We start from the raw sequence: 12,263 nt of genomic DNA on the forward strand, positions 1-12,263 counted from the left end.
TGAGAGTTAGTATTACACAGATAAAGCCGCTAAAAGTAGCATACCCATATTGGCCTGAAGCTGATTTTAACTAAAAACTTACAAGCCTTAAAAATCAAATTTTTATTATACTCTTTGTAGCCTCCCCTTGGGGAGGTATGGAGGAGCTGCTATTTATTATCACCTATTCCCTAAATCCATATACATATTCTGAAAAAATGCTTTTGCCTGTTTTCCCAGTTCTGGATTACCCGATTGGTTGATTATACTTTGTTTGTCATTGTCATAAGTAACAGTTCCGGTAGAATCGGTCATGCAGAAACCATTGACATACGAATAGAATGCAAACTTACGTCCTTCGGGGTTCAGCATATCCTTACTGAATCTGAAATCGTCATGCTTTATATTTAGCTGTGACAACAGGGTTGCAGCCAAGTCGTTTTGTGAACCGTAGTCTTCTATTATTGCCGGTTGTTTCACAGCTCCGCCCATCCATATCATCGGAATGCGGAATCGTTCGGGGTCACTGTTGCTCAGCCCTTTGGGATATCCTTGCATAGCATGGTCGGCAATGAGTATGATCAGCGTATTGTTCCACAACTCCTTTGTCTTTAGCTGTCTTACAAAAGACCCGAGACACTCGTCCGTATAATTTACAGCATTGAGGAATGGCTCTTTAAATTTTGTAACAGGCACATCGAACGGCTCGTGGCTGCTCAGTGTCAGTATTGTTTTCAGGAAAGGCGTATCCTGTTTGTTGTGTGTCAGATCGTTATACGCCCTGTCGATGACGAATTTGTCGGGTGCACCCCATTTAGTCATACGTTCGCTCAACGGAAAATCTTTGTCAGATACAACATCGCTTATTCCGCAAGCCCCTACAAAGTAAGAGCGCATATTGGCAAAGTCTGCATCTCCTCCGTAATAGAATGAGAGGTTTTTATATCCGCTGTTTTTCAACGATCTGGATATGGTAGGCAACGATTCCGTCTTTTGCGGATATTTCATAATCGCCACAGTAGGATGAGCCGGATAACCACTCAGTATAGAGACAAGCCCCCTGTCGGTGCGGAAGCTGTTTGCATAGAAGTTACTGAAAAATATTCCCTCTTTGGCAAATTGGTGCATATTGGGAGCTACTATCGAGTCCATTGCAGCATCGCTCGAAAAGCTTTCGAGAATGAACAGGATGATATTCGGCTTTTCTGTATTAAGTAGTTGCGGCAGACTGTCTGTTGCAGGCTGTTTGGTGAGAGTTGCAAATATATTTTCTGCCTCCTGCTTGTCATAGAATTGGTACTGTGTGCCGAAATTATCCGATTTGAAGAATGATGCCATCAGGTTAAACTCAGGATTTATGGCAGCATGGTTCAGAAACATATTTTCGCTGAAATACACTTTCCCGATATTCATTGTAGATACCGTAACTCCTCCCCTGATAGGTAAGAAAAGTACGCCGGTCAGCAGTATCAGTGCAATAAAGGTTTTACCTATCGATTTAGGCACTTGCAGATTCAGCACCTGTTTGCGTACTATGAATATATATCCGACAAAAAGGATAACCGCCAAAATGATTGTACTCACTATTCCCAATGCAATTTCCAATGCCGATGCACTGGCAAAACTTTCTTTAGGGTTCTGAAGATACAGGAATACAGTGGAGTCGAAATGAAAGCCCCAGTAGGGGTAAACAACAATATCTGATACTGTGATAATGGCAATTACCGCAAGTATGATTACGTAATATACATTATATATTTTAGCTATGAATTTAGGCTTTAGCCAGATGGATACAATCAGTACCAGTGCTGGAATTACTGTCAGGTATCCGCTCATCGACAAGTCGAGTGGTAGTCCGTGATACAATACAGTAACAATATCGCCTCCTGTAACCCCTCCTCCTATGCTGCAATGAATGAGCATAAACGCTGTTTTTCCGATAAGGAATATTAATATGAAATAGAAAAATATTGAGACGAAGAGTAGTATCCTTTCCTTCATTGTTGCGGTTAGATTTTATTGTTGAAAAAACAAAGATAAAGGTTATAGAAAAAATTTACATATTTTTTATGGAATTTCAACAAAACTTATCTCTATTAAGTAAAACATAGAAGTTTAACCATTAAAAATAACAATATTATGGCTAGTATAGACACCAACAGTAGCAATGACGGAAAAAAAGGTAAACCTAAACGTCAGATCTTGCGAGTAGATTTTACTCCGATGGTAGATATGAATATGTTACTTATCACTTTCTTCATGTTCTGTACCACACTCAGCATCCCTCAGGTAATGGATATAGCAATGCCTGCAAATGAAGGTGACCAACCAGTTCCTCAGTCCAAATCGGTAACAGTCCTTTTGGATGAAAATGATAAGGTGTTTTATTACGAAGGATTTCCTGACTATGAAGACTACACTTCGTTGAAAGAAACCAACACAATGGGCTTGCGCAAAATGTTGCTAGAGAGAAACGCTGTGCAGGTAGCAAAGATTAATGATCTGAGACTGAAACGTCACAAGAAACAAATTTCGGAGTCTGATTTCAAAGCACAACTCAGCCAGTTGAAGAAAGATGACCATACGCTCATGGTCATGTTGAAGCCGACAGCCAAGTCTAATTATAAGAATCTGGTAGATGCGCTCGACGAAATGCAGATTTGCGGAGTGGATAAATATACGATTATGGATCCTGCAGACGGAGATTATTTCCTGTTAGAGAATTATAATACTAAAGGGTCTTTGACCGCAATGGCAAAACGGCCGTAATGAGGTAGGACAAACAGTAAAGACAAAATTCTATAAATTATTTATAATAGTTAAAGATTAGGCAAGAGTAAAAAAAATCAATTATATTTATCGTCACTTAAAAGAACAGTTTTAGGTTAACACATCCATCCTTATCGAAATAATGGTTCTGGTTATCTAAATCTGTTCTTTTATGGTATTCAAGCAAATAAACCGTAGTCAGGGATTGTTTTCCTGTAGCTTAAAGCGTAAGTATGAGTACTATAAGTAAGGAGCTGATAAATTTATTGAAAGAGAGAACTCGGGAAAAAGGGCAGGCTGTAAATCTATTGATGGACACAATCCCTATAGGGAAAGAAGCGGCATATCGCAGGCTTCGCGGCGAAATACCATTCTCGCTGGAAGAGGCTGCGGCTATATGCCGGAAACTTAATGTCTCGCTGGATGTACTTGCCGGTATGAAAAACTCAGATGTATATGGCTTCTATACTAATGCTATTGTTTCTGATGATCCGATGTCCGGCTACAATAAAATGCTGCGTCAGATAGTAGATACGATAGAATATCTTAAAAATATTCCCGGTAGTATTTCGTACAGGGCATATACGGCTTTGCCTCACGAATTTGTATTTAAGTATGATTCACTATCTCAAATGTATATACGTATTCTGTTCTATCAGCTATATATGTTTACTACGCCTCAAAAGCTGATTGATATTGAAATACCGGCCGATGTGAACACAAACCGGAAAGCGGTTGCTTCGGTAATGCAGGATATAGAAGGGATGCTGATTCTCGATCGTCATGTATTCAGAGAGTTTATAGAGATTGTAAGATACTTTCACGGACTGGGTATGCTTGCCGATAAAACCATAGCCGAAATAAAACGCGATCTCCATCTGATGCTGAATGATTTGGAACGATGTGCTTTTGCAGGCTTGTCTCTGCATGGCAAAAAACTGGATATCTATATTTCCCAGATATCGTTTGATTGTTCATACAATTACATCGAAGGGGCAGATATTAAAGCCTGTTCGTTAGGGGTTTACTGTATAGACCATCTGTCCAGCGATAACCCTCAGATATGTGAACGGCATAAGATATGGATAAAATCACTTGTGCGCTTCTCTACATTGATCTCCATTTCGGGAGAGTTGCAGCGTAACGAATACTTTTCTACTCAGCGCGAGGTCGTGGATGCGTTGCTGTAATATTCCCTCTTACCATTCATACCTTTCAGCCTCCAATTCAAGTATTTTTCCATCCGGAATGTTTATAATAACCCTTGCTTCACTTTCCTGATAACTAATGGAGATTAAACTCTCGGGAGTCAGTTCTTTGATTATAAGTAAGTCGTCTGCTGTATATATGAATATATCATTGATTCCATCCCTCTCACCTATAAAGTCTGTCTTACATGCTCCATATACATAATGTATGGTTCCGTCATCTTGCAAAATGATTAAATATGAACACATCTCGCAATCTAAAATGGATTCGGGTATAGCAAAAGGTAAATTGTTTTGTTTCAGGTTATAACTATTAGCAGGAACGAAGTAGGCTTTCTTAATGTTATTTCCGAATATTTCAGACAGCTTGAAATTCTTTTCTTCCCCATTGCAAACTCTTTGAGCAAACTGCTTTATGTTGCCATTGGAACTGTCAGTAAAGTGGTATAAGTGATATCCAAATGAATAATATGCGCTTAGTGCTAATGCTAAAGCGGTTATGCAAAGAAAGCCCCATATTGAAAATAGGATAATTATCCCTGTTCTCTTTTTCCCTTTGAGCCTGGTTAGTGCTTTCATCGTTGCTTTCTATTACATAGTATTCTCGATAGCCTGATTGTCGGATGATTAGAAAATATTAGCGCGGATTTTCACCCGCGCCAACAAATTCTATTTGATAGTAATTTTTTCTTAGAACTGATACATAAAACCTACCGATGCTACAAACTGAGTGTAATTTTTGATAAGAGCCTCTTTCAGTTCCACCTGTATAAATGTTTTCTCTCCTACAGCAATCTGTCCTCCCAGTCCGATATTGAGGCCAATACGGTTGTTGCTGTTTTTTGTTTTTTCATCAGTGAATTCTTCAATGAGCTCTCCTAGCCCGCTTCTGCCCAGATCGTAAGTCCATCTCGAAAAGGTAACACCCGCAAGCGGATATATCGAAAAAGTTTCACCTAGTCCGAACAGGTAATGAGCATCTGCACTCAGCCCCCATGCACTGGTATTGTGCCTGTCTATATAATATTTATATTCCAGTGATCCTCTGAGGCGTTCCATAAACCCATACTGTCCGCGCAGACCGATACCCAACGATTCTATTTTAGTACCATAGTTCAGATTACCTGCCAGTGAGAATTTTCCGGTTTGATCTTCTTGTGCCGAAATGGCAGAAACAAATAAGAAAGAGATAAAAAATCCTAATACTAACTTCTTCATAAATGATAGTTTTGCGTGTTAAAAAATCAATTGCTTTGAACGAAGATACAAAAAAATGCTAAATCCTATATAATCTGTCCGGAAATTTCAGTTGATCATAGAAAAATGGCCGCCCATTTCTCAAATTGGCGTACCGGGTCTTCTCCAAATTTAGAAAGGCTTTGTTTTACCTTTTCTACCGATCTTTCTTCCCCCGGGCGTGTTTTGGAGAAAAAGCAATCGGCAAAGCAGATCAGTTTTTCTTCCATGCTTACCGGACGCATATCGCGGTGGGGTAGCGGCATATTGTTCTCTACTATTTCTTCCAGCGATATCCCTGTACCTGTATGTCGCTCACATACTAGTCCGTACTTTGGGTAGCCTTCATTGTCGAGTATTTCCCTGCCCAGATAGCCGTGGCATATATAAGGTGCTATGCCGAAGCACTTTATCGAAGGTGCGTTGGTGAGGAAGATGCCGATGTCGTGTAACATAGCTGCCTCAGCTACAAACTCAGTGTCGATTTCCAGTTCGGGATGATTGTCGGCTATTGTAAGTGCCTTGTGCATGACATCTGTACTATGATTTATAAGAATATTGTAAAGTTCAGAGTCCTTCTTGTAATATTTTTCGATGATAGTTAATGTATTCATTGTACTTGATCTTATAATTTATATAAAAATTACGTAAGTTTGTAGTGTAGCTTCTTAATATAAAAACAGTTGTTAACAGTAAAAAGTTTATTTCTTTTACACTCCTTAAATATATATACTTTGGTTCAAAAAAAATGGTTTTATGGCATCCTGAAACAATTGTGTTAAAATATTTGTTCTACCAGATAATAAATAAAGACTATGGCAGACAACGATAATGAAAATAAATGTCCACTGTGCGGGAAACAGGCGGCAGAAGGCGATAACTTCTGTAAAGACTGTCAGGAGATAGCACAGAACGCTTACCCCGAAGAATTGCTTACCCGTCAGGAAATAGATGAAATACTCGAAGATGAGGGAGAGGAGTTGGTCGAAGTAGTATCCGAAGAGTCTGAGGCGGTTACCGTAGCTGATCCTCCTCAGCAGGAAAGCTTTTCCCAATCAAATAAAAAATGGCTTGTTTTTCTGGGTATTGGGATCGGGTTGCTAATCGCTGTCGGCGCATTCAGTTCATATAACTTTATACAACGAAAAAGTGCTGATGAAACCGAAACAGCCTATTGGCACAAGAGTATTGAAGAAAATACGCCACTATCATATTCTAAATATCTGGTGCAATATCCGGACGGAAAATATGTAGTAGAAGCTGAAACTAAAATCAGAGTGCTGCGCGAAAACGAACGAAAAGAATGGGAGGAACTCCGCAACTCGAATAATGTAGACGCCCTGTTCCGATTTATGACCGATCATCCCGAGACTCCTTATACGCGTGAAATACGGCACGCAATAGACTCGTTGAGTTGGATAACTACCACAAAAGAAAATACGGCGGCAGCATACCTTGCCTATATCGAAAATGTGAAACTGGGACGCTATACGGGAGAATATGAAGAACTGGCACAACAAAAATATGATTATCTCAGCCAACTGAAAAAGGTGGAAGGGGAAGACCTTACTGCTGTGAAAACTGTATTGACAAAGCTCTTCAAATCCCTGTCGGAGACAGATGCAAAAGATTTGGTAAAAGTGACAGGCGATTCTATCCACCGATTTTATTCCTCACAGAATAAGGCATCTCGGGCAATTATCGATTCACTGAAAGCTCACCGGAAGTCGGACAAAATAAAGACTGTTGTTTATGCCTATATTCCCGATTCCATCGAAGTAATCAAAGATAACAAAGGAATATATTTCATCACTGCACCTGTAAGTGAAGAGATAACCTTCAACGACCGGAAGAAAAAGAAAGAGCGCGCCTCATACACTATCAATATGGAGATGAACGATAAGAAACAGGTAAAGGTTTTGTACAAAGCCGGATCGAAGTAGACGCATAAACTTTAAAAATAATCATTCTACCCTGCTCAATTAACAGCCTATTTTTGTAAGTTTGTTGATGTTCTGAATACATTATACTTTAAAACAACACATTCGAATGGGAACATTTTTTTATTTGATAATAATCTCAATTATCGTTTTCAGGGTAGTTAAGTACCTTAACAAGAATAAAGGAGAGCAGGACGAATGGGCATCTTCCCGGAATCGGCCTGTTCAGCCGCAACCCCAACCTGTGAAAAAAACATCATTCTATGACTTTAAAGACGATGACGGAGACAAAGAAGTTATAGAAAGTCCTTACGGGTTTTACACATTTATGGTGGATTGGGATAAGAAGGAATTTTCCATTGTACAAGATAAAGGAGAAAAGATCAATGTCGTATTCTTTAATCTGAAAGGCTATGAGGTAAAGACAAGGAATGATGCTGTGATTACCCTTGAACTGAAGACATATCTGCCCGGAAAATCATTTATATCCATAGAATGTTTCAGCAAAATAAAGGTATTGCCTCAGTTGCCCGAATGGCAAAGGCGGCCGCTGGAACTGAATAAGGTTTATGATCAGGAACTCGCGCAAGTAGATGAGATCGACGATATTCTGTCCGATATAATGGATGAGAACGGAGTTCAGTCAACTACCACACCTCCGCCATATAAACAAGAGAAAAAGATACAGGAGAAAAAAGAAACCCCTGTGGCTGTTCCGGTTGTTCCTAACATTTTGGATATAGTAGAATCGATTCCGGAGAAAAAAGAAGAAATAGAGATAAAGACCGAACCGGAAGAAATACCAATTGTTGAAATACCTGCGGTTATAATTGAAGAGGTGAAAGAAGAAATACCTGAAATAAAGTCGGAACGACAGGAGATAAAAATAGAAGACCCGTTTGAGTCAACTCCTCCATACGAAGAGATAAAGATAGAGGGGAGACCTGTAGAGCCGGTACCGGATAGTGAAGATGCCGGAGACAAAGTGCGAGTGTCGCTCAGCGATGTCGAATACTATTCGTACGGAAAATTTCTGGATTCGGAAGTGCAGTCAGCAGTAGGCGATGCCAAGATGCGTGGAAAGAAAGAAATCTTTATCACGAAAGAACAATTGGAAAAACTAAAACAATAAAAATAAAATACAGAAAATGAGTAATAGAATAACATCTTTATTTGGAATTAAATATCCTGTTATTTCGGGAGGTATGGTTTGGTGTAGCGGGTGGAGACTGGCTTCTGCAGTAAGTAATGCAGGAGGTCTGGGGCTGATAGGTGCAGGGTCGATGCACCCCGACACGCTGCGCGAACATATCCAAAAGTGCAAGGCTGCCACCGATAAGCCTTTCGGCGTGAATGTGCCATTGATGTATCCCGAAATAGATACCATCATGGATATTATAATTTCGGAAGGCGTAAAGATTGTATTCACATCGGCAGGAAACCCGAAACTGTGGACAAAGAAACTACAGGACAATGGTATCATTGTTGCTCATGTGGTTTCCAGTTCTAAATTTGCCCTTAAATGTGAAGAAGCAGGAGTTAATGCAGTCGTAGCCGAAGGATTCGAAGCCGGCGGACACAATGGACGCGAAGAAACTTCCACAATGGTACTGATACCACAAGTAAGGAAAGGCCTTTCCATCCCGCTTATTGCTGCCGGAGGAATTGCTACCGGAGAGGGTATGTTAGCTGCTTTTGCTTTGGGTGCCGAAGGTATTCAGATGGGTACGCGCTTTGCGCTTACACAGGAAAGCTCCGCTTCAAACGAATTCAAAGAATTATGTATTAACCTGAAAGAGGGAGATACAATGCTTTCGCTGAAAAAACTGAGTCCTACCCGCCTTGTAAAGAATGAGTTTTACAATTCGGTACAGACAGCTGAAGACAGAGGCGCATCGACAGATGAAATGCGTGAACTGCTTGGTCGCGGACGCTCCAAGAAAGGGATATTTGAAGGCAACCTCGTTGAGGGAGAACTCGAAATAGGACAGATCAGTTCTTTGATAGACGATCTGCCGAGTGCCGGAGATGTAGTAAGAAGTGTGATAGCCGAATACAATATCAGACTAGAGAATTTTATTTCGGAGAAACCATTGTTTTAAACCTCTATGCAAACCAAACGGTTCTGTCATATCTGCATACTCCTTAGTCTCTGTCTTTTCTTCTCATGCAAGAAAAAACAGGAAGAGCCTGTCTATGACTTTCAGCAGATAAAGGATAAAGGAGAGTTGACGATTATTACACTCAATACTTCCACCTCATACTTTATCTACAAAGAGGAGCCGATGGGCTACGACTACGATCTGGCTCAGGACTTTTGTGAGCATCATGGACTCAAGCTGAATGTGAAAGTCGCCGAGAGTACCACCAAATTGATAGAAATGCTCAACAGGGGTGAGGGCGATCTGGTAGCCTTTACCATACCCGTTCTGAATGAGTTGAAAGATTCGGTTGCTTATTGCGGATTGCAGCGGATCACACATCAGGTGCTGGTACAGCAGGCAAACAGGGGTGACACGATATTGAAAGACGTGACGGACATCATCGGGAAAGAGGTGTATGTAGAAAGCGGCACAAAGTACCATCAGCGGCTGCTGAACCTTGATGCCGAGATGGGTGGAGGTATCCGCATACATACAGTAAGTGAAGATACCATTACCAGTGAAGACCTCATAGAAGAGGTTGCTATAGGTAAGATAAAATATACTATCGCTGACGAATATGTAGCCAGACTGAACAGGACGTATTACCGCAATATAGATATCTCATTGTCGATAAGTTTTGACCAGCGCTCTTCATGGGCTGTTCGCAAAAATACGCCCGAACTGGCAAAAGCACTCAACGATTGGTTTACCGAGAATGGAAATACACCGGTCTACAGAAGTATTACTAAAAAATACTTTGAGTTGAGTAAACAACTGTTCGAGGGCGATTATGAAATTCCCCGCGATTTACCGAAAGGAGCAATCTCTGTATATGACGATCTGTTTAAGAAACATGCAGCAGGCACACAGTACGAATGGCAGTTCCTTGCGGCTATATGTTATCAGGAATCACGCTTTCAGAACAATCTGACATCGTGGGCAGGAGCAGCCGGAATAATGGGGCTGATGCCGCGTACAGCCGCTTCGTTAGGGCTTTCGGCAGACGATCGTATGAACCCCGATCTGAGTATTGGTGCAGCAGTAGAGTTGTTAGACCGATTGAATAAAATATTCCGCAGAATATCAGATATGAGCGAACGGGAGAAATTCATCCTTGCTGCCTATAACGGCGGAAACGGTCACATAAACGATGCACAGGCACTTGCCGAAAAGTATGGTGCTAACCCTTATGTATGGGAAGACAATGTAGAGAAATACCTTGCATTGAAGAGCAATCCCGAATATTACAACGATCCTGTATGCCGTAACGGATATTTCAGGGGAGGGGAGACGCTTAGGTATGTAGGTAGCGTATTATCTACTATGGAACGCTTTAAAAAGATATCAAACTGATTTCTTATATTATTTCCCTGTCAGTGTAATAAACGGCACTATCATTTCTTCCATCGAAATACCGCCATGCTGGAATGTATCGGTGTAATATGATACATAGTGATTATAATTGTTAGGATAAGCAAAGAAATCTTCTCCTGTGGCAAAAATATACTTAGTGCTGATATTGGGTGTAGGCAGCCCCGCCCTTTCAGGGTTGTGGATATCATACACCTTCTTGCGGTCGTACTCAAGGTTGCGCCCCGTTTTATATCGTATATTCGTATTCACTGTCTTATCCGCAATTACCTTTAGTGGATTCTTTACACGGATAGTACCATGATCTGTTGTTAATACGATCTTATACCCCATGTCCTTTGCTTTTCGTAGTATATCCATTGTGCTCGAATGTTTGAACCACGAACGGGTGAGTGAGCGGTAAGCAGCCTCATCCGAAGCCAGTTCGCGTATCATCTTCGATTCGGTGCGGGCGTGTGACAACATATCCACAAAGTTGATAACGACTACATTCAATGATTTATTACTCAGTTCATTCATACTCTGTACAAACCGTTCACCAAATGAGGAGGTCAGCAGTTTGTTGTACGAAAACGAGTATTTTTTTCTATATCGGTCTACTAATGTGCGTAGCAGGGCTTCTTCGTTATTATTCTTACTCTCGTCTTCATCCTCGTCTATCCACAGATCGGGATACATTTTTACGATTTGTGAGGGTAGCAGTCCCGAGAAGATAGCATTGCGGGCATACTGCGTTGCTGTGGGCAGTATGCTGAAAAATTCTTCTTCGGAAATGGTGAAATCGTTAGATAAAAGGTCTTTAATTTCCGACCATTGATCGAGCCTGAAATTATCTATCAGTATAAAGAATACCTTCTCGTCATTATCCAGTAACGGGAATATCTTTTTCGGGAATAGTTCAGGGCTGATCAACGGTCTGTTTTCCGGATCGGCTATCCACGATTCATAATTTTTCTTTATAAACTTACAGAAACCGTTATTCGCCTCTTGCTTTTGTGCTCTGAGTAAGTCGAGTAGGGGGCTTTGCGCAGCAGTAAGTTCTATTTCCCAATATACGAGCTTTTTGTAGATGTCAGTCCATTCCTGATAGCTAAGTGAGTCGTTTATGCGTGAACTTATTCTGTTAAACTCTTCTCTGTATCCTTCCAATGTAGCTTCGGAAACGATATCGTCTTTATGCAGGTTTTTCTTTAGAGAAAGCAGTATCTGGTTTGGATTTACCGGCTTTATCAGGTAGTCGGCTATCTTCTTGCCTATAGCATGAGTCATAATGCCTTCATCTTCGCTTTTGGTGATCATGATGACCGGAATATTCGGGTCTATTTCTTTTATCAGTCCGAGTGTTTCTATCCCGCTGAGTCCCGGCATATGTTCATCCAGAAAGACGATGTCGAATGTTTCGCTTTTAAAGCTTTCGAGTGCATCCTGTCCACTGTTGACAGGGGTTACATCATATCCTTTTTCTGTAAGGAACAGGATGTGCGCCCTTAAAATATCTATTTCGTCGTCTGCCCAGAGTATTCGTTTCTTCCTCATGTATAAGTTATTATAACACAAGCCACTTTACAATCGAATAAAGTGGCTTGTTATTTCTTTACACCTTAGTCTGTATTCAA

Annotated in this window: 11 protein-coding genes; 6 read left to right on the top strand and 5 right to left on the bottom strand. The window is 40.7% G+C overall.

Annotation, left to right across the window (positions count from 1 at the left end):
* Window positions 1-159: 159 nt before the first annotated feature.
* Window positions 160-1,980: an alkaline phosphatase family protein gene (locus M2448_RS00930; protein ID WP_280644384.1), complete on the bottom strand. Its 1,821-nt coding sequence runs from the start codon at window positions 1,978-1,980 to the stop codon at window positions 160-162.
* Between the two features lie 138 nt (window positions 1,981-2,118).
* Here M2448_RS00930 and M2448_RS00935 point away from each other — a divergent pair, with 138 nt between their 5' ends.
* Together M2448_RS00935 and M2448_RS00940 are read left to right on the top strand one after the other, a co-directional pair.
* Window positions 2,119-2,748 carry a biopolymer transporter ExbD gene (locus tag M2448_RS00935; RefSeq protein WP_280644385.1) on the top strand — a complete coding sequence of 210 codons (630 nt, stop codon included), beginning with the start codon at window positions 2,119-2,121 and terminating at the stop codon, window positions 2,746-2,748.
* Window positions 2,749-2,981: 233 nt separating this feature from the next.
* Entirely contained in the window at window positions 2,982-3,938 is a 957-nt protein-coding gene (locus M2448_RS00940) for a hypothetical protein (RefSeq protein ID WP_280644387.1), read from the top strand.
* A gap of 9 nt (window positions 3,939-3,947) precedes the next feature.
* On the opposite strand, the gene M2448_RS00945 is transcribed toward M2448_RS00940, so the two are convergent.
* The 3 genes from M2448_RS00945 to M2448_RS00955 form a co-directional block, all read right to left on the bottom strand.
* On the bottom strand, window positions 3,948-4,535 hold the full coding sequence (locus tag M2448_RS00945) for a hypothetical protein (protein WP_280644388.1): 588 nt from the start codon (window positions 4,533-4,535) through the stop codon (window positions 3,948-3,950).
* Between the two features lie 111 nt (window positions 4,536-4,646).
* On the bottom strand, window positions 4,647-5,174 hold the full coding sequence (locus M2448_RS00950) for an outer membrane beta-barrel protein (protein ID WP_280644390.1): 528 nt from the start codon (window positions 5,172-5,174) through the stop codon (window positions 4,647-4,649).
* Between the two features lie 95 nt (window positions 5,175-5,269).
* Complete coding sequence (locus M2448_RS00955) at window positions 5,270-5,806, bottom strand: HD domain-containing protein (RefSeq protein WP_280644391.1); 537 nt, start codon at window positions 5,804-5,806, stop codon at window positions 5,270-5,272.
* 201 nt (window positions 5,807-6,007) lie between these two features.
* On the opposite strand from M2448_RS00955, the gene M2448_RS00960 reads away from it, so the two are divergent.
* The 4 genes from M2448_RS00960 to M2448_RS00975 all read left to right on the top strand — a co-directional run bounded on the left by M2448_RS00960 (window position 6,008) and on the right by M2448_RS00975 (window position 10,629).
* Window positions 6,008-7,135 (top strand): zinc ribbon domain-containing protein, encoded by a 1,128-nt coding sequence (locus M2448_RS00960; protein ID WP_280644392.1) that lies wholly within the window; start codon window positions 6,008-6,010, stop codon window positions 7,133-7,135.
* 106 nt (window positions 7,136-7,241) lie between these two features.
* On the top strand, window positions 7,242-8,264 hold the full coding sequence (locus M2448_RS00965) for a hypothetical protein (RefSeq protein WP_280644393.1): 1,023 nt from the start codon (window positions 7,242-7,244) through the stop codon (window positions 8,262-8,264).
* A 16-nt stretch (window positions 8,265-8,280) separates the two neighbouring features.
* Window positions 8,281-9,234 carry a nitronate monooxygenase gene (locus M2448_RS00970; protein WP_280644394.1) on the top strand — a complete coding sequence of 318 codons (954 nt, stop codon included), beginning with the start codon at window positions 8,281-8,283 and terminating at the stop codon, window positions 9,232-9,234.
* A gap of 6 nt (window positions 9,235-9,240) precedes the next feature.
* Window positions 9,241-10,629, top strand: coding sequence for a transporter substrate-binding domain-containing protein (locus tag M2448_RS00975; RefSeq protein WP_280644395.1), 1,389 nt, complete (start codon window positions 9,241-9,243; stop codon window positions 10,627-10,629).
* 9 nt (window positions 10,630-10,638) lie between these two features.
* Here the strand turns inward: M2448_RS00975 and M2448_RS00980 are convergent, their stop codons facing one another.
* Window positions 10,639-12,183 (bottom strand): bifunctional response regulator/alkaline phosphatase family protein, encoded by a 1,545-nt coding sequence (locus M2448_RS00980; protein WP_280644396.1) that lies wholly within the window; start codon window positions 12,181-12,183, stop codon window positions 10,639-10,641.
* Window positions 12,184-12,263 lie beyond the last annotated feature (80 nt).

The sequence above is a fragment of the Dysgonomonas sp. PF1-14 genome (assembly GCF_029892965.1).
Taxonomy (GTDB): domain Bacteria; phylum Bacteroidota; class Bacteroidia; order Bacteroidales; family Dysgonomonadaceae; genus Dysgonomonas.